At 58.9% G+C, this 18,961-nt stretch carries 14 protein-coding genes; 5 read left to right on the forward strand and 9 right to left on the reverse strand.

Annotated features, from left to right (window positions below):
* Positions 1–453: 453 nt before the first annotated feature.
* Positions 454–924 (reverse strand): hypothetical protein, encoded by a 471-nt coding sequence (locus FHL07_RS20715; RefSeq protein ID WP_095002401.1) that lies wholly within the window; start codon positions 922–924, stop codon positions 454–456.
* 373 nt (positions 925–1,297) lie between these two features.
* Between FHL07_RS20715 and FHL07_RS20720 the strand changes: the two genes are divergently transcribed.
* Positions 1,298–1,531, forward strand: coding sequence for a hypothetical protein (locus tag FHL07_RS20720; protein ID WP_095002400.1), 234 nt, complete (start codon positions 1,298–1,300; stop codon positions 1,529–1,531).
* 9 nt (positions 1,532–1,540) lie between these two features.
* Here FHL07_RS20720 and FHL07_RS20725 read toward each other — a convergent pair whose 3' ends face one another.
* The 3 genes from FHL07_RS20725 to FHL07_RS20735 form a co-directional block, all read right to left on the reverse strand.
* Entirely contained in the window at positions 1,541–1,759 is a 219-nt protein-coding gene (locus tag FHL07_RS20725; RefSeq protein WP_095002399.1) for a hypothetical protein, read from the reverse strand.
* Between the two features lie 131 nt (positions 1,760–1,890).
* Complete coding sequence (locus FHL07_RS20730) at positions 1,891–3,225, reverse strand: phospholipase effector Tle1 domain-containing protein (RefSeq protein WP_138738869.1); 1,335 nt, start codon at positions 3,223–3,225, stop codon at positions 1,891–1,893.
* A 196-nt stretch (positions 3,226–3,421) separates the two neighbouring features.
* Positions 3,422–3,826 carry a TraR/DksA family transcriptional regulator gene (locus FHL07_RS20735; protein WP_016780464.1) on the reverse strand — a complete coding sequence of 135 codons (405 nt, stop codon included), beginning with the start codon at positions 3,824–3,826 and terminating at the stop codon, positions 3,422–3,424.
* Positions 3,827–4,537: 711 nt separating this feature from the next.
* Between FHL07_RS20735 and FHL07_RS20740 the strand changes: the two genes are divergently transcribed.
* On the forward strand, positions 4,538–5,254 hold the full coding sequence (locus tag FHL07_RS20740; RefSeq protein WP_095002397.1) for an HPP family protein: 717 nt from the start codon (positions 4,538–4,540) through the stop codon (positions 5,252–5,254).
* A gap of 142 nt (positions 5,255–5,396) precedes the next feature.
* Positions 5,397–6,473 (forward strand): GGDEF domain-containing protein, encoded by a 1,077-nt coding sequence (locus FHL07_RS20745; protein WP_095002396.1) that lies wholly within the window; start codon positions 5,397–5,399, stop codon positions 6,471–6,473.
* A 142-nt stretch (positions 6,474–6,615) separates the two neighbouring features.
* Here FHL07_RS20745 and FHL07_RS20750 read toward each other — a convergent pair whose 3' ends face one another.
* From FHL07_RS20750 to tpx, 5 genes are all read right to left on the reverse strand, one after another.
* Positions 6,616–8,049, reverse strand: coding sequence for an efflux transporter outer membrane subunit (locus tag FHL07_RS20750; RefSeq protein WP_095021211.1), 1,434 nt, complete (start codon positions 8,047–8,049; stop codon positions 6,616–6,618).
* Complete coding sequence (locus FHL07_RS20755) at positions 8,046–11,153, reverse strand: efflux RND transporter permease subunit (protein WP_138738870.1); 3,108 nt, start codon at positions 11,151–11,153, stop codon at positions 8,046–8,048. Before FHL07_RS20755 ends, FHL07_RS20750 begins: the two co-directional genes overlap by 4 nt.
* The gene (locus FHL07_RS20760) at positions 11,150–14,251 is read right to left on the reverse strand and encodes an MdtB/MuxB family multidrug efflux RND transporter permease subunit (RefSeq protein ID WP_095018855.1); all 3,102 of its coding nucleotides are present in this window, start codon (positions 14,249–14,251) and stop codon (positions 11,150–11,152) included. Before FHL07_RS20760 ends, FHL07_RS20755 begins: the two co-directional genes overlap by 4 nt.
* The gene (locus FHL07_RS20765) at positions 14,248–15,555 is read right to left on the reverse strand and encodes an MdtA/MuxA family multidrug efflux RND transporter periplasmic adaptor subunit (protein WP_095024286.1); all 1,308 of its coding nucleotides are present in this window, start codon (positions 15,553–15,555) and stop codon (positions 14,248–14,250) included. Before FHL07_RS20765 ends, FHL07_RS20760 begins: the two co-directional genes overlap by 4 nt.
* Positions 15,556–15,830: 275 nt before the next feature.
* A complete protein-coding gene (tpx, locus tag FHL07_RS20770) occupies positions 15,831–16,331 on the reverse strand; it encodes a thiol peroxidase (protein WP_095002391.1) in 501 nt (166 codons plus the stop codon).
* 255 nt (positions 16,332–16,586) lie between these two features.
* On the opposite strand from tpx, the gene FHL07_RS20775 reads away from it, so the two are divergent.
* Together FHL07_RS20775 and FHL07_RS20780 are read left to right on the forward strand one after the other, a co-directional pair.
* The gene (locus FHL07_RS20775; RefSeq protein WP_095026960.1) at positions 16,587–17,378 is read left to right on the forward strand and encodes a hypothetical protein; all 792 of its coding nucleotides are present in this window, start codon (positions 16,587–16,589) and stop codon (positions 17,376–17,378) included.
* A 9-nt stretch (positions 17,379–17,387) separates the two neighbouring features.
* A complete protein-coding gene (locus tag FHL07_RS20780) occupies positions 17,388–18,806 on the forward strand; it encodes a DUF1254 domain-containing protein (protein ID WP_095018853.1) in 1,419 nt (472 codons plus the stop codon).
* Positions 18,807–18,961 lie beyond the last annotated feature (155 nt).

The raw sequence follows: 18,961 nt of genomic DNA on the forward strand, positions 1-18,961 counted from the left end.
GGAGCGAGGGAACCTGAGCGCAGCGAAGGCCGTACGATGGGGCGAGGACCTTTTGGTTCCTTTTGGGTCCTTCCAAAAGGGACTCGACGTAAGGTCGAAACCATAGTCTCAGTTAGACACAAATGCCGGATATGTACTCAACGTATCAGTTAAACAAACAAGATCAAGCAGGCCTCAACCGTCACGCAGCAATTGACAAACCTGTACGAAAAATCCCGAAAAACGTGAGCTGGCAGTCTCTGGAGAGACTCTGTTGCAGGCTCGCTCCCACAGTTGCAGTGATTCTGTAGCTGCTGGCGTAGGAACGAGGCTGCGTTGTGCTGCGCAGCAGCCCCAAAACAGGCACTGCGGTCTGCCAGTCAAACCCGGCTCACCGGGTTTACGACGGCTTCGCCGCCGGACGTAGCCTCGTTCTACTCGTCAACTGCAACAGGTGTTTTGCTCAGGTTTCGGTCACTCTTTGCTGGCCTTGAACGCCAGCTCGCCCTTGGGCCATTTGGCCGCTTTGGCGGTCACGGCCTTGAGGGTCTTGCTCAGGCCTTCCTTGAGCTGCTCCTGGGCTGCGAAGATCAGCATCACGGTCTGACCTTCCTTGAACACGATACCTTCGCCCAGAGGCGAGCTGACATAGGCGTAGTCACCGATGCCGTAGATCGTCATTTTGATATCGCGAAATTTGATTTCGAACTTGCCACCTTCGCGGCTGGGCAAGACTGCTGCGCGAAAATGATCACCGACCTTGAGCCCCAGACCCGGCTTGTCATCTACCACCAGCGCTGATTCAGTATCGATTTCAGCGATGTAAATACCTTCAGCGTTCTGCTCGGTAACGTACACAAAGCGGGACTGGAACAGTTTGACCAAACGTGCCCGCAAATCACCCAGAACAAACAACGCATGCATTTCCAGATTGCTGACTGCCAACGAAAAACCCTCGAAAACGTGAAGTGGCGCTACCAGAACAAATAACAGGCAGCAGAAAAAAGGCCTCAGCCCACTTATTAAAAAACCGGGTACAGCAAAATCTCCTGGCTGATGGGGCAAGGAGTGGCATGTGACATCAAGACTAAAAATACGACAGGACCACCATTCTACCGGCTCATGCCCGAAGTTGGGTATACACATCCACTTCTCAGTCAGGGAATCCGTAAATTTTTCTTGATTGAGGCCCGGTTCTACAGGGCTTTCGTCGTTAACTGCGCCGCTGGCTGTCAACAACTGCCATACTGGCCGAAAAATCAGCCTGGCCCATGCCGCCGGGTTGTCCGGCTTCATTACCTCGAAGGGAAAGCGACACGTGACGGAATTTGATATTGGCGAATTTTTTATCCGCGGCGAGTCCAAAGAAGTCGATGGTGAGTTTCAGGCCGTGATCGTGATGCGCGCCAAGCCACCGTTGAAAACCGTGACTTACCATCAGGTCGAGAAAGACCGCTGGTTCAAGACCGCCGAGCAGGCTGAAATTGCCGCCAGGGGTTCGGCGCAGGAATTGAAGCTCGCAGTGGACGCAGGCGCCCTGAACGCATCTTGACGTAACCCGTCAAGCACGCTGAGCCCGAGCCTGCATTGCGCACGCGCTAGCGCTCAGCTGCGCCAGCCAGGCAGCGCGACACTCTTCAGCTTCCATGCGGCTGGAGAACGCCGTCCCGCGTTGCTCGCCGTTGACCAGCACAACCCAGCAGGCCTTCTGCCCCGTGGCCCGCAACCCCTTGGGGACACCCGAGCCGATCATCACGGCAACATCTACCCGATTGGACATGGTGGATACTCCAACTATTTAGTTAGTCACCTAACGATGTCGGCCATCTTAAAGAGTTAAGGACGCTGGAAAAAGCTATGCCCTGCATAGCTGCATTGCATCAGCGGTAACAATATCCCCTGCATGCGGGCTCAAACCGGCGGTTTTTGCTCGAAAACATTGCGCCCGCCCTCTTGGGCAATATTGAAAAACGCCTTGTCGAGTACCCCTAGCCCCTGGCCCACATTGGCATTGAAATTGGCCGATTGATGAACGTAGCGCTGACGCAACAAGCGCTCCTGGGCAGGGGTGAGCTTGATTGTACTTTTCAGTACCTGCGCTTCGAGCCTTGCAGCGATGGGCAACAGTTCATCAGGCAAGGCATCCTGGGCACTGTTCAAGGCGGCAAAGGGCACACCCTGTTTGCATGCCAGCGAATGCATGATGCGCAGATACACACGGGAAAGATGACCCAGCACCCGGCGCTGCATAAAGACGGCGGCCTGGACGCGCTTCATCGGGTCCTGGCGGCTGCCGGCCTTCTGCTCTTCGGTGCGCATTTGCACGAAGTCCTGCTCAGCGAGCGGATCAATCAAATCCCTGGCTTGCCAGTCCAGCAACTGCGCCTGGGCCAGCTTCCAGGCACTGGTCAGCCTGATGGGTGTGGACGGGCTGACCAGATTGCTTTGCCAGCGCGTCAACTGCACCTGCTCTTGCATCTCGACCGGATAACCGCCGCCAAGATCGGCATGGACTCCGGGCAGGGATATATCCAGCGGCCATTGCGGGGCAATGCGGGTCAGGGAAAAATTGCGTCGCTGCTCATCCCGTGCGCACAGCTGAACCACCTGTTGCGCGCACTCAGGCCCCAGATACAGATTGAGCCCCGGATTGATGTCATCCCCCACATCACCCAGGTCCTCCAGCCCGCCCATGGCTGCAACAGTATCGAAGAGCCCGATAAACTCGATGCTGCACTTGAAGTCAGAAGCCAGCGCAAACTGCTGTGTGAAGGCCGTGGCATGCACCTGGTTGGCAAAGTGGCGGGCTGCGGCAGCGCCGCGGCTGAAGCCAAAAAGGTCAAGTTGCAGACGGCTCAGGGCATTGGCGGGAGCCAGCCGTAGAAATTGCGCCAGACATTGGCTCAGTTGCTCCAGGGCCTCATCGGCCTTGCCCAGCACCCCGGTGCGCCCACGGCCATAGGTCAGGCCCGGGAAGGAGGTATCAACTGCCCCTGTGGTTGTGCCAATACCGCCGACGTAGAGCGAAGTCAGCGCCTGTGCATCCTTGAACGTCGTTTGCACAGGGTAGTGCCGGTGCAGGCGGGCGATATTGGTGGGTTCACCGGCATAACTGCTGCCGGGTTCGACCTTGAGGCCCCGGGCCTGGCGCTCGCGGCCCGAGAGGATATTGAACTGGTTATTGGCCGTGCCATCAAAAAAAATACCGACACGCAATACATACCCCGTATTGCTTGAGTGACTCATGACACTGGCCCTCGTTCTTTTCAGCTTCGCGTGGAAACGCCGTGCCAAATATAAAGGGGCATGACCAAAACACTCAGCTCAACGTCAGGTTTAAATTTTTACGGGGAATTACAACAGAGGCCAGGGCGACAGCGCGGACGGCTGCGCAGCCCAAGCTACCGGAACCGCAGGACACGGCTCCGGCAAGGTCAAGCCTTCAGGCTTGACGCTGATGCTTGTCGATTTGCTCGTGACGCTCTTGAGCTTCGATGCAGTACTTGGTGGTAGGGCTGATCAGCAGGCGCTTGAGGCCAATTGCATCGCCACTGTCATCACACCAGCCGAAGCTGTCATCCTTGATACGTTCCAGCGCCTGTTCGAGCTGGGGCAGCATGCGCTGATCACGGTCGATGGCGTTCACCAGCCAGGTGCGCTCTTCTTCAACCGAAGCAGCGTCGGCCGGGTCAGCCGGAGTGTCCAGGCTCTCGATCGCGATGCGGTTCTGCTCGATACGCTCGTGGGTTTCGACCTTCATGTTTTGCAGCAACTCGCTGAAAAAAGCATGTTGCTCGGCATTCATGTAGTCATCCGCCGGCATGGCCAGCAACTTATCCTTTGTCATTGATTTCTCTATAAAAAATACGTGCATTAAGGCGAATTAGGGAGCGTTCTGACCGATCTTCATCCCAACCAGTTAGGTGCCATCTATTTCAAGCGCCACCCGGCACTCAATTTACGAGGGGCGGCAGTCTAAGGCCGAGTTATCGACTCAGCAACTGAAAACACACCTATTTGTCCAGCAAAACCTGGAAAGTGACGAAAAACGTGCTCAGCGGGGCTAATGGAGTGCGTTTATAGCAAGAAATTCAATGCGCAGGCTGAAAATCCCCTGCCAGGTGCGATGACCCACAGCTGGTGGGTCATCTCTATATTGTTAAGGGCGAGACCCGCGCACCCGAACCGGGCACGCCGATAAAACCGCGAAATGCCCTGCTCGTAATAAAAGAACCACTGGCCAATACAGCCCTGCCGTGTGCAACCAGATCGAGCGACGTTTAGTAAGCAATGGGGTGCATGAGCGCGTATTGGGCCAACTTTTCATGGCTGGCTCGCCCGGGAAACCGGGCAGCCATGCCCAGGTAATGCTCCACCCCACCAAACATCAATTTAAATGCACTTAACCATCATTATTATGCATTTGCGTATTGGTTAACGGCTGGGCAGACTGCTCGCGTTCCTCCCCCAGATGAAGGAACATTTTCAAGGGCTTGCCGGTTAACCCGCCAGGCCCTTTTTTTACCTTCCTGCTTCACAAAACCGGATTTACCTGACCATGCAAACCCGCTGGATCAGCCGCCTATTGCCTGCGGCTACGAACACCCGCCCCACCGAATGGAGCCGTGCCGCCATTGGCGTGTCCCTTGGCACACTATTCAGTGTGTGGTTCTGCAGCCTGTTCTATGGCCTGCCCGTGGCCATGCACCTGATCGGCCCGTTGGGCGCTTCGGCCATTTTGCTGTTTGCCGTGTCCTCGGGTGCACTGGCGCAACCCTGGTCGATTGTCGGCGGCTATCTGTGCGCCACGGTCGTGTCGCTGGGGGTGGTGCATTTTCTTGGCCGCAGCCTCGACAGCGCGTGCCTGGCCGTAGGTCTGGCAATGATCAGCATGTGCCTGCTGCGCTGCCTGCACCCGCCTGCAGGTGCACTGGCGCTGCTGGTGGTACTGGCCGACCCGGACAGTGCCAGTCTTGGCTGGGGCATGCTTGCACCGGTGATGCTCGGCGCAGTGTGCATGCTGCTCGCGGCGCTGGCCTATAACAACCTGACCCGCGTGCGTTACCCGAAAAAACCGTCCGAGCCGAGCCCTGCGGCCAGCACCGATCAGGCACCGATCAACCCGGGCATCAGTGCTGAAGATTTGCACCATGCGTTGCAGCAAATGGACGCATTTATCGACGTTACCCCCGAAGATCTCGAAGAGTTGATTCGAGCCAGCGAGCTGCATGCGCGCCGGCGCAGTATCGGTGAAGTGTTCAGCCAGAACGGTTGAGCCTGGGGCGCTGCCTGCCCTGCTTGCCCTGTATCGATAAGCGCCCAACTCCTGCTAGGGTTAACGAGGTAACCTGGGCGGCAGACATGCTTGAGTGCCTGATCACCCGGATTCCGCCATCCGACAGTGATCAAGGCTCGCAATGCTCAAAACCATTGAAAATGAGATCTCGAAACAGGCCGCCCCGCCCGCCTTGCAAGCTGAATTTGCCCAACATGATTTCGAAAAGCTGCGCAATTTTTGCAGCCTGACCTATATCACCAGCATTGCTATCTGGTTACTGTTCAACCTGATTGTCAGCACCAAGGGCGGCCAGGGGTTTACCGGCCTGTCCCTGCTGTTTATCAGCGTCATGGTGGGGTTGACCATTATTCTGGGCTTTGTCGGCAATTACCGGCACTTCGATGTACTCAATACGGTTTTCGTAGCCATCATCACACTCGGTTTGCGCCTGATCATTTTCGGCCTGCCAGCCGAGACCCAGCCGATCTGGCTGGCACTCGCCACCTCAAGCATTCTTTATAGCGCGTCGGTGCTGCCGCTCAGCCGCTGGGCGTTTCTCGCCGTTGCCGCCATCAGCTGTGTCACCCTCAACCCTTTCCTGATGGCCGATGTCTCGGTCATGGATCTGCGCGGCTTGCTGATCCTCTGCTACTTCACCTTTTTGTGCAGCCTGACCACCTACAGTTTTTTCAAGCTGCGCCGGATCAAGCTGCACAATTACACCATGTCCAAGTTACTGGTGGCCCAGGCCTACATCGATGCCCTGACCGAGATCCCCAACCGGCGCTCTTTCATGCTTCAGGCCGGGCATGTACTGCTGACCCGCCCCAGGGAGCACGACCACTATCTGGCGATGATCGATATCGACAATTTCAAGAAGGTCAACGACCAGTACGGCCATGATATTGGCGATGAGGTGCTCAAGCGTACGGCCGCCAGCATCAAGGCAGTGATGGCTGATTTTGCGTACGCACGGCTGGGTGGTGAGGAGTTTGCCGTGTACCTGCCCGGCGTGCGCCGCGAAGACGTCGAAGTACTGGCGCAGAGTCTGTGTCGCCGGGTGCGTGAAGATCCCGACGCACACCCCGTGACCATCAGTATCGGCCTGGCCCGGGTCGAAGAGGAAGACACCCTCAACCAGGCGCTGGCCAAGGCCGACAAGGCGCTGTACGGCTCCAAGCATGACGGCAAGGACAGGTTTACGTTTTATTCGTGAGCGGCTGGCAGATCGGGGGATATAGCGTAATTCGGCGAGCTGGCCGTATTGAGCCGGATCAAAAGCCCCTCACCCTGGCCCTCTCCCAGAGGGAGAGGGAACCAAGAGCAAAAGCGGATCAAGCTGGGGTGAGGGGTCTGCGTCAGTCGCTCAACTCGGTATTGCCATCCCAGCCGCCACCCAGCGCCGCAATCAGTTGCACACTGGCAATCAGACGGCTCTGCAGCAAGTTAAGTACGCTGCGCTCGGTGCTCAGGGCTGTTGTTTGCACCGAAACCACGTCCAGGTAAGCAATCAAGCCCGCCTTGTACTGGTTACTGGTCAGGCGCAACGACTCGCGGGCCGACTCCAGTGCCTGCTCCTGTACCACCGACTCATCGCCCAGGACCTTCAACTGCACCATGTAGTTTTCCACTTCCCGCAGACCGTCGAGCACGGTCTGGCGATACTTGGCCACCGTCTGGTCATACACGGCTTCATTGCGATCGACTTCTGCCGAGCGCTGGCCACCATCGAACAACGGCAGGGAGATTTTCGGCCCCACCGACCAGAAGCGGTTGGGCACGCTGATCCAGTCCTGATACTGACTGCTGCTGTAGCCACCCGACAGGCTCAAACTGAAATCGGGGTAGTAAGCCGCCTTGGCTACACCAATGTTGGCGTTGGCAGCAATCACCGAGCGCTCCGCCGAAGCGATGTCAGGACGCCGCTCCAGCAGTTGCGACGGCAGGCTGACCGGGATCTGCGGCAACTTGGGTACGTTTTTAATTTCCGCCAGGTTGAACCCTGCTGGTGCTTGACCGGTGAGCACCGCTATTGCGTTTTCAAATTGCGCCCGCTGCCAGATCAGGTCGATCAGGCTGGCCTGGGTATTGCGCAACTGGGTTTGCGCCTGAGCCACCGCATCCTTGCCGGAAATTCCCGCACGGTACTGGTTTTCGCTCATTTTCAGTGAACGTTGATAGGCCTCGACCGTGGCTTCGAGCAAACGCTTCTGCTCATCGATCACCCGCAATTGCAGGTAGTTCTGCACCAGCTCCGACTGCTGGCTCAGGCGCATCGCCGCGAGGTCGGCCAGGCTGGCCTCGGCACTCGCCTCGTTGGCTTCCAGACCACGGCGCAACTTGCCCCAAACGTCGGCCTCCCAGCTCACCCCGACCTGGGCATTCAAGGTGTCCCGTATGCCGCTGCTGGAGCTGGTCAGGCTGGAGTTTGAGCTGCCGGTGCCCTGGCTGGACCGGGTCTTGCCCACGCTAAGGTCGGCGCTGGGCAGGAACGCCCCGCGCGCACTGCGCACCAAGGCCTGGGCCTGACGGAACTGGGCTTCAGACTGCGCAACGCTCTGGTTGGCACTGTTGAGTTTGTCGACCAGCGCATTGAGCTGCGGGTCGCCATACAGCTCCCACCAGGCACCTCGGGCCAGTGAGTCGCTCGGATTGGCCTGGGTCCAGCCGGCTGCCTGCTTGTACTCAAGGGGCGCCGCCGTTTGCGGGCGCTGGTAGTCCGGGCCGATGGCACAGCCGCTAAGCAGCGCAACGGACAACGCCGGGGCAAGGAAAAACGAACGAGAGGTCATAGCGGAGTTTCCAGAGCAGCATCAGTGCGCACGCCGCGCCATTTGTTGAAGCGATGGCGCAGGCGGTCGAGATAGAGGTAAACCACAGGCGTGGTGTAAAGGGTCAGAATCTGGCTGAAGATCAGCCCGCCGATAATGGTCAGGCCCAGGGGCTGGCGCATTTCCGCGCCTTCGGCGCTGCTCAGCATCAGTGGCAAGGCACCGAGAATGGCCGCCAGGGTGGTCATCAGGATCGGCCTTAAACGTTGCAGGCAGGCACTGCGGATCGACGCTTGCGGGTCGAGGCCCGAATGACGTTCCAGTTGCAGGGCAAGATCGATCATCAAAATCGCGTTTTTCTTTACCACACCAATCAACAGGAACAGCCCCAGCAGTGAAATCAGGCTGAACTCCCCGCCCGTGAGGTAAATGCTCAACAACGCACCAACACCGGCAGACGGCAAGGTCGACAGAATGGTCAACGGGTGGATGTAACTCTCATAGAGAATCCCCAGCACCAGGTACACCGCTACCAAGGCGCCAAGAATCATGAACGGCTGGCTTTTTTGCGTGGCGGCAAAAGCATCGCCCGTACCGGCCATTTTCACGATCACTTCTTCCGGCAGGCCGAGCTTGGCCACCGCCCGTTCAATGGCTGCCGTACCCTGCTCCAGGGTGACACCGGGGGCCAGGTCGAACGCAATGCTCTCCGAGGCGAACTGGCCCTCGTGGGATACCCGGTCGTTCTGCAGACTGTTCTCATAGTGGGCAATGGCCGACAGCGGAATACGCTGGCCATCGGCGGTTATCACCTGCACCTGATTCAGGGTTTCGGGGTCCTGGGCGTACTTGGGGTTGACCTCCATCACCACCTGATACTGGTTCAGGCTGTCGTAGATGGTGGAAATCTGCCGCTGGCTGTAGGCGTTGTTGAGCACGGCAGTGACCATGTCCATATCCACCCCCAGGCGCTTGGCCTGGTCGCGATCAACCACCAGGGTCACCTGCTGGGCACCGCGGCCTTCACGGGCATCGATAGCGGTCAACTCAGGCAATGCCTTGAACGCGGCCACCACTTTTGGATACCAGGTGCGCAACTCGCCCAGATCGCCGCTTTGCAGGATGTAGGAGTACTGCGAGCTGGTCTGGTCACGCCCACCGCCAAACTGCAGGTCCTGGTCAGCCATCAGCATCAGGCGGCCGCCGGGCACTTTGGGCATGCTCTCGCGCAGCCGTTCGATGACCTTTTGCGCCGACACCTTGCGTTCCGAGATCGGCTTGAGACGCACGATCATAAAGGCGTTGTTGGTGCCGCCATTGCCACCAATAAAACCGGCAACGCTTTCTACCGCAGGATCGGCCAGCACAGCCTTGCGAAAGATTTCCATTTTCGGCTGCATCACGCTGAACGACAGGCCGTCGTCACCGCGCACAAAACCGATCAGTTGCCCGGTGTCCTGTTGCGGCATAAAGGTTTTCGGCACCACCACATACAGCGCCACGTTGACCCCAATGGTCACCAGCAGGCTGAGCAATGTCAGGCGCTTGTGCCGCAGCACCCAGTCCAGGCTGCGTGCATAGCCGCTGACCATGCGCTGGTTAAGGCGGATGCTCCAGCGCTGCATGGCGTTTTCCGTGCCCGGCACATGGGGTTTTAGCCAGCGTGCGCAAAGCATGGGCGTGAGGGTCAGGGACACCACCAGCGACACCACGATCGAAGCGGCCAGGGTGATGGAAAACTCGCGGAACAAGCTCTCGACAATCCCGCCCATAAACAGGATCGAGAGGAACACTGCTACCAGTGACACGTTCATCGAGAGCAGGGTAAAACCGACTTCCTTGGCGCCCAGCATGGCCGCTTTCATGGGCGCCACACCGGCGTCGATATGCCGCGAGATGTTCTCCAGCACCACGATAGCGTCGTCCACCACCAGCCCGGTGGCCAAAATCAGCGCCATCAGCGACAGGTTGTTCAGCGAGAAGCCGTAGAGGTACATGATGGCAAAAGTGCCCACCAACGACACCGGCACCGCCAGCGTCGGAATCAGCGAAGCGCGGAAATTGCCGAGGAACAGGAACACCACCAGAATCACCAGCGCCACGGCGATCAGCAGGGTCATTTCGGCCTCGTGCAGCGTAGCCTTGATCACCGGTGAACGGTCCATGGCCAGGTTCAGCTGCACGCTTGCCGGCAGCATCGCCTGCAAGGCCGGCAACTGGGCCTTGATCGCGTTCACGGTCTCGATGATATTGGCCCCGGCCTGGCGGTTGACCACCAGCAGCACCGCCGCATCGTTATTGAAAAAACCGCTGTTGTAACGGTCTTCAACACTGTCCTTGACCTTGGCCACATGGCTCAGGCGCAGCGCCGCGCCATCCTGGTAACGGATGATCAGCGGTTCGTAGTCCTTGGCCTTTTCCAGCTGGTCGTTGGCCTGGATCTGCCAGTTGCGCTCGCCATCGGACACTGCGCCCTTGGGCCGGCGCACGTTGGCATTGGCAATGGTGTTGCGCACGTCATCCAGCGAGACGCCGTACTGGTTGAGCAGTTGCGGTTCCAGCTCGATGCGCACGGCGGGCAGCGAGCTGCCGCCAATCTGCACTTCACCTACACCCGGCACCTGGGACAGGCTTTGCGAAAGAATGGTCGAGGCCAGGTCATAGAGCTGGCCCTTGGACAACACCTCGGAGGTCAGCGATAACACCATGATCGGTGCTTGCGAGGGGTTGATCTTCTTGTAGGTGGGCATGCTTTTCATGCCGCTGGGCAGCAGGTTGCGCGAGGCGTTGATCGCCGCCTGCACCTCCCGCGCCGCGCCGTTGATGTCGCGGTCCTGATCGAACTGCAAAATCACCCGGGTCGAGCCCTGGCTTGAATTGCTGCTCATGGTATTGACCCCGGCAATCGCACCGAAGGCCCGCTCAAGCGGCGTGGCCACGGTAGATGCCATCACCTCGGGGCTGGCCCCGGGCAAACTGGCCGACACCACGATCACCGGGAAATCCATTTGCGGCAACGGCGACACCGGCAGCAAACCAAAGCTCACCCCGCCCAGCAACATGATTGCCAGGCTCAGCAGCATGGTGGCTACCGGGCGTTTGATAAACGGGCCGGACAGGTTCATACCGACGCCTGCTCAGCCTGGGCCGCATCACCACGCCAGCGACGCCCCAAGCGATCGAAGTACAGATAGATCACGGGGGTAGTAAACAGAGTCAAGACCTGACTCACCAGCAAACCACCGACCATCACCAGACCCAGGGGCTGGCGCAATTCTGCCCCGGAACCGGTGGCCAGCATCAGCGGTACGGCACCAAACAACGCTGCCAGGGTAGTCATCAGGATCGGCCGGAAGCGCAACAGTGCCGCCTGATAGATCGCCTGCTCCGGCGCCATGCCCTGATTGCGCTCGGCGTCGAGGGCGAAGTCGATCATCATGATTGCGTTTTTCTTGACGATACCGATCAGCAGGATGATGCCGATAATCGCAATCATGCCCAGGTCATTGCCGCTGAGGATCAGCGCCAGCAAGGCACCCACTGCTGCCGATGGCAGGGTGGAGAGAATGGTGATCGGGTGGATGTAGCTCTCATAGAGCACCCCCAGCACGATATACATGGTCACCACCGCCGCCAGAATCAGCAGCAAAGTGCTCGACAACGAAGCCTGGAACGCCTGCGCGGCACCCTGGAATTCGGTCTTGACCCCCACCGGCATGCCGATGTCCTTCTGCACCTGATCGATCAGTTCCACGGCCTGGCCCAATGCCACGCCGGGCGCGAGGTTGAACGAGACCATTACCGAAGGGAACTGGCCGATATGGGAAATGGCCAGTTGTGCCTGACGCTCCTCGACCCGGGCCAGGCTCGACAGCCGCACCTGGCCACCATCGGTGGTCTTGACGTGGATCTGATCCAGCGCCTGCGGGCCGATTTTCTCGCCGTCCTTGGCCTGCAAGACCACGCGGTACTGGCTGGCCTGGGTGTAAATGGTCGAAATCTGCCGCTGACCGAAAGCGTCATACAGGGCATCGGTAATATTGGCCACCGACACGCCCAGGCGTGATGCCGCATCGCGGTCGATCACCAGGTATACCTGCAGCCCCTTGTCCTGCAGGTCACTGGCCACATCGACCAGTTCAGGCTGATTGGACAACGCGGTGACCAGTTTCTGCGTCCAGGTGCTGAGCATGTCAGCATCCGGGGATGACAGGCTGAACTGGTACTGGGTACGGCTGACGCGGTCTTCGATGGTCAGGTCCTGCACCGGCTGCATAAACAGGCGGATGCCCGACAGCTTGTCCAGTTGCGGCTGCAGCCGCGCAATCACCTCGATGGCACTGTCGCTGCGCTCGCTGTGGGGCTTGAGGTTGATCAGCATGCGACCGCTGTTGAGGGTCGGGTTATCCCCGTCCACGCCAATATAGGAGGACAGGCTCTCGACATCCGGGTCTTGCAGAATGATCTTGCCCAGCTCCTGCTGACGCTGACTCATGGCACTGAACGAAATCGATTGCGGCGCCTCGGAAATGCCCTGGATCACCCCGGTGTCCTGCACCGGGAAAAAGCCCTTGGGCACCACCATATACAGGAACACGGTCAAGGCCAGTGTACCGATGGCCACCAGCAGGGTCAGCGGCTGGTGCTTGAGCACCCACTGCAACATGCGCCCGTACTCGGCGATCATCCAGTCGATAAACGCGCCGCTGGCACGGTAGAAACGCCCCTGCTCTTCAGGCTTGGGTTCGGCCTTGAGCAGGCGCGCGCACATCATCGGGGTCAGGGTCAGCGAGACCACCAGCGAGATCAGGATCGCCACCGCCAGGGTGATGGCAAATTCGCGGAACAGGCGCCCCACTACATCGGCCATAAACAGCAGCGGGATCAATACCGCGATCAGCGACAGGGTCAGCGAGATCAGGGTGAAGCCGATCTGTTTGGCGCCCTTGAGCGCCGCCTGCATCGGGCTGTCACCTTCCTCGATATAGCGCGAGATGTTCTCCAGCATGACGATGGCATCATCGACCACAAAGCCGGTGGCGATGGTCAGGGCCATCAGCGTCAGGTTGTTGATGGAAAACCCGGCCAGGTACATCACGCCAAAGGTGCCGACCAGCGACAGCGGTACGGCAATCGACGGAATGAGGGTGGCGCTGGCCCTGCGCAGAAACAGGAAGGTCACCATCACCACCAGGGCGATGGCGATCAGCAATTCATGCTGCACATCGCGCACTGAGGCGCGAATGGTTTGTGTACGGTCGGTCAGCACCGTGACATCGATGCCGGCGGGCAGGTTGTCGGTAATGCTTGGCAGCAGTGCCTTGATCCGGTCCACCACCTCAATCACGTTTGCACCGGGCTGGCGCTGGATATTGAGCAGCACCGCCTGGTTTTCGTTGGCCCAGGCTGCGAGGCGCTCGTTCTCGGCGCCGTCGACAATTTCGGCCACGTCCTTGAGTCGCAGCGGTGCGCCGTTGTTATAGGCAAGAATCAGTTCGGCGTATTCTTGCGGGGTTTTCAGCTGGTCATTGGCGTCCAGCATCGACACCCGGGTAGGGCCGTCGAAGTTACCCTTAGGCTGGTTGACGTTGGACGCACCGATCAGGGTGCGCACATCGGCCAGGTTCAGGCCATTGGCAGCCAGCGCTTCAGGGTTGACCTTGATCCGTACCGCCTGGCGTTGCCCGCCAGCGATGCTGACCATGCCCACGCCGCTGATCTGGGCAATTTTTTGCGCCATGCGCGTATCGACCAGGTCATTGAGCTTGGGCAACAGCATGGTTTTGGAGCTGATGGCCAGGGTCAGTACCGGGGTATCCGCCGGGTTGACCTTGTTGTACACCGGCGGTGCCGGCAAATCCTTGGGCAGCAGGTTGCTGGCGGCGTTGATCGCAGCCTGCACCTGTTGCTCGGCAACATCCATATTGATGTCGAGATTGAAACGCAGGGTCAGTACCGAAGCACCACCGGAACTGGTGGAGGCCATCTGCGTAAGCCCCGGCATTTGCCCGAACTGACGCTCAAGTGGTGCCGTCACTGCACTGGTCATCACATCCGGGCTGGCCCCGGGGTACAGGGTCATCACGCGGATGGTCGGGTAATCCACCTGGGGCAAGGCCGATACCGGCAGCAAGCGATAGGCGATGATCCCGGACAACACGATGGCCAGCATGCACAGCGTGGTTGCAACCGGGCGCAGGATAAACAGGCGCGACAGGTTCATTCGCGGGCCTTGGACTTGGTGTTGTGCGCGGCCGGGGTGGCATCGGTATCGGCACCGCCATCGAGCAGTTGCCCGGCAGCCGTTTCCGGTACTTCGGCACTGTCGTTGACCACTTCCACCGCGCCACCATCACGCAGACGGTCGGTACCTTCGAGTACTACACGATCACCGGGCTTGAGGCCTTCTTCGATCACGGTCACATCGCCATCGGTGGCACCCACTTTAATGCTGCGAATCTTGACCTTGTTGTCACCGTCCATGGCATACACGAACGAGCCGTTGGTGCCGTACTGAATCGCTGCAGTGGGAGCCAGCACCACGTTTTTAAGGGTGTCGGCCAACAGGCGTACATTGACAAACTGGTTAGGGAACAGCGCCTGATCGCGGTTCTCGAACAATGCCTTGAACTTCAGGGTACCGGTGGTGATATCAATCTGATTGTCGATGCTGCTCAACACACCGACTGCCAGCTCTTTGGTATCGCCACGGTTCCAGGCCTGCACCGGCATTTTCGCGCCGCTGCGATAACGCTCAAGCACCAGCGCCAGGTTGGTCTCGGGCAAGGTGAAACTGACCACAATCGGCTCGGTCTGGGTGATCACCACCAAGGCCGTGGCGTCGTTGGCTGCTACCAGATTACCGACGTCCAGCTGACGCAGGCCCACACGGCCGCTGATCGGTGCGCGGATCTTGGTGAAATCCAGGTTCAGCCTGGCATCGTTGACCGCCGCCTGATTGGTCTTCACCGTGCCCTGATATTGGCTGACCAGCGCTTCGGCGGTGTCCAGGGTCTGTTTGGCGATACTGTCCTCGGCGTACAGCCCGCGGTAGCGCTGCACATCGACCTGGGCATTTTTCAGCTGGGCCTGGTTCTGCAGCAACGTGCCTTCGGCTTGCAGCAGGGCATTTTGATAACTGCGCGGGTCGATCTCAGCCAGCAGTTCGCCTGCCTTGACCATCTGCCCTTCCTTGAAATAGACCTTGACCAGTTCCCCTGCTACACGGCTGCGCACATTGATGGTGTTCAATGCGGTCACTGTGCCCAGCGCCTTGTAGTAAATCGGGAAATCGCCCTGCGTTACTTCCGACACCCGCACCGGCACGGGCTGGGTCGAGCCACCAAAGCCCGGGCGCATCATGCCCGAGCGACCGGTGTGCCCGGCGGGCTGATCGGTCGCAGCCTTTTTTGCGGCAGACGGCCATAGCCACCAGCACAGGCCAAGGACTATCAGCAAGACCAGCAGGCCAAACAGCCAGAAACGGGATTTGTGGGAAACAGAGGATTGCATGGAGTGATCAACCATTAGCGCGAGCGATAATTTTCAGGAGGTGGAACGATAAGCAGTGCGGGCCGTTATGAAAAGGCTCTTTACCCGCTATTTACGTTATAGAGATGGCATTGAGATGAAGATCGACGAAATCTGTGGACTCTGTGTGGGAGCGAGCCTGCTCGCGAAGGCAGCCGACGATGGTGCTTGAAGATTTCGCGAGCAGGCTCGCTCCCACCGATCAACAGGCCGTACAAAAAAAAACGGCCTGGCACTTAAGTGCCAGGCCGCTTCAGGTCTTGCAGTACGACTTACTTCAAAACAGCCAGGGCTGCTTCGTAGTTTGGCTCTTCAGCGATTTCTTTAACCAGCTCGCTGTGCAGCACGTTGTCGTTTTCGTCCAGCACCACCACCGCACGGGCAGTCAGGCCGGCCAACGGGCCATCAGCGATTGCCACGCCGTAGTTCTCGATAAACTCGCGGCCGCGCAGGGTCGACAGGTTTTGCACGTTTTCCAGGCCTTCAGCGCCGCAAAAGCGGGCCTGGGCGAATGGCAGGTCAGCCGAGATGTTCAGCACAACGGTGTTCGGCAAAGCGTTGGCTTCGGCGTTGAATTTGCGTACCGAAGTAGCGCAGGTTGGCGTATCAACGCTTGGGAAGATGTTCAGCACTTTGCGCTTGCCAGCAAAGCTCGCCAGTGTTGCATCGGACAAATCACCCGCAACCAGCGAAAACGCTGGTGCCTTGGAACCTACTGCAGGCAATTCGCCGTTGACTTGAACAGGGTTGCCTTTAAGCGTCACTTGAGCCATGAACGATGTCCTTTTTGACAGGTTGTTGAAGAGGCCGAAGTTAAACATGAATCAGCCGGGCTGACCTATGGATCGAACAAAAAATCTTATGCTCTGCGGCACTAAAAGACGATTCCTACAAGGCGCCATGCACCGCAGGTATTAGCTGTATTTTTGTGCCCGGGTGCGCAAAAAAGACGGAAATAGCCCCGACATAAGCGCCAGTTCCCTGCCAACTGCTAGCGTACATGGCTAGCGCCCAAGGAACAGGATCGCATGCCCATCACTCGCCTTGCCTCAAGTCTGTTGCTCACCCTGGCCCTGTACCCGGCTGCCGATGCATTGGCAGATAACGCCGAGACCGCCAACAAGAGCAACAACCCGCTGAATCTGGCCCCGGGGGTCAATCTGCAGGACTACTACACGCCGCAGGTGTACGACAGCAATATCCACACCAATGACGCCCTGCTGCGCGGCGCCCTGCCCGTGGCACCCAACGACGTTATCGGTGTACCGCAACTGTTGCGCGTGACGCTTCCGGTCAGCACCCGTCCAGACCCGCACGGTGGCTACAGCAGCGGGATCGGCGACCTCAACCTGTTCGATATTTTCCTGCTCAAAACCGAAGGCGTGCAATTGGGCATTGGCCCGCAGATAACCGCACCCACTGCCGAGCATGACGAACTGGGCACCGGCAAGTGGCAAGCCGGCCTGGCGGCCATTGCCATCGATGCTTCGCCACGGGGCCTGCTGGGCGCACTGGTGCAGTATCAAAGCTCGTTTGCCGGGGACAGCGACCGCCAGCATGTCGAGAGCGCCACGTTCCAGCCCTTTATCATCCACAACCTGCCCAAGGGGTGGTATTTGCGCTCCACCGGCACCTGGACCTGGGACCTGAAAAACAACACCCACTACATCCCCGTCGGGCTGGGCGTGGGCAAGGCCTGGAAAGCCGGAAGCAACATCCTCAATGCCTTCGTTGAGCCGCAATGGACCGTGGAACGCAAGGGCGACGACCTGCCCCAGTTCACCCTGTTTGCCGGGATCAACGTCACCTTCGGAAAATAGGAACCTGCCATGCACATAAAGCCACCCGCCTGTCTGCTCGCTGCCTGCCTCTCCTTGGGGGCGGGCAATGCTGACGCCATCAATTTCAGTGCCTCACCCACCGAGGCTGCCAGCATCGCCAGGGAGGCCTACCTGTACGGCTTCCCCGTGGTGGAAATGTACAAGACCCTCTACACCCAGGCCGTAGACACGCAGGGCAAAAACTTCAAGGCGCCGTTCAATGAAATCGGCAATACCGCCATGGTATTTACCCCCAGGGATACCGCATTCGTGACGCCCAACTCGGACACGCCCTACTCATTCCTGTGGATGGACCTGCGTGCAGAGCCGCTGGTACTGACCCTGCCTGCCATCGAGGATGGCCGCTACTACTCGACGCAACTGATCGACCTGTACACACAAAACTTCGCGTACCTGGGCACCCGCACCACAGGCAATAAAGGCGGCAATTACATGATCGCCGGGCCTGGCTGGACAGGGGAAAAACCGGCCGGTATCGACGCCGTGATTCCCAGCGAGAGTGCCATTGCCTACGGCCTGTACCGCACCCAGTTGTTCGATGACAAAGACCTGGCCAAGGTCAAGCACATCCAGAGCGGTTACAAGGTCCGGCCCCTGAGCCAGTTCCTGGGCAAACCCACGCCAGCTGCGGCGCCCGCCGTGGACTGGCCCGCACCTGTTGCCGATATGAGCGACAGCCCCGAGCTGTTCAGGTACCTGAGTTTCATGCTCGCGTTTGCCCAGCCCCAGCCCAGCGAAGCGGCATTGCGCGAGCGTTTCAGGAAAATCGGGATTGAACCGGGCCAGCCCTTCAACCTCAATGAACTGACCCTTGAGCAGCGCACTTCACTGGAGGATGGAATTGCGGCAGGCAAAGCCGAGTTCGCACAATTCAAGCATGACAAGGTAGACACCCATAAAATCACCAGCGGTGACCTGTTCGGCTCCCGCGAACACCTGAACAACAATTACCTGTACCGCTATGCGGGCGCCAATATGGGGATTTTCGGCAACTCGGCCGCGGAGGCCAATTACATCGGTTACTTCGTCGACAATCAGCAGCACCCTGTCGACGCCTCCAGGGATCGCTACACCCTGCATTTCAACAAGGATGCACTGCCGCCCGCCAATGCGTTCTGGTCGCTGACGATGTATGACGGCAAAACCAAACTGCTGGTCGAAAACCCGATCAATCGCTACCTGATCAACTCGCGCATGCTGTCAGATCTCAAACGCAACGCTGATGGCAGCTTGACTCTGTATGTGCAGAACCAGCCGCCCGCCGGGGAGTGGCTAAACAACTGGCTGCCAGCACCTGACGGACCGTTCTATGGTGTATTGCGCATTTACATGCCCAAACCCGAGGTCGCCAGCGGTGCATGGAAAATGCCCTTGCTAACGCCGGTAGTTAGCCAAACAGCTCCGTAGCAGCTGCCGAAGGCTGCGTCCGCGTAGTGCGGCCTTCGTAATGCCAGGGTGCACGGTATGGTCGTAGAACCTTGGATTCAGGTTCTACGACGGCTACTCCGCCGAACGCAGCCTCGCTCCGCTCGTCAGCTGCTACGCAATATCCGGGGCTGGCG

The organism is Pseudomonas sp. FSL W7-0098 (assembly GCF_005930585.1).
In the GTDB taxonomy this organism is placed as follows: domain Bacteria; phylum Pseudomonadota; class Gammaproteobacteria; order Pseudomonadales; family Pseudomonadaceae; genus Aquipseudomonas; species Aquipseudomonas bubulae.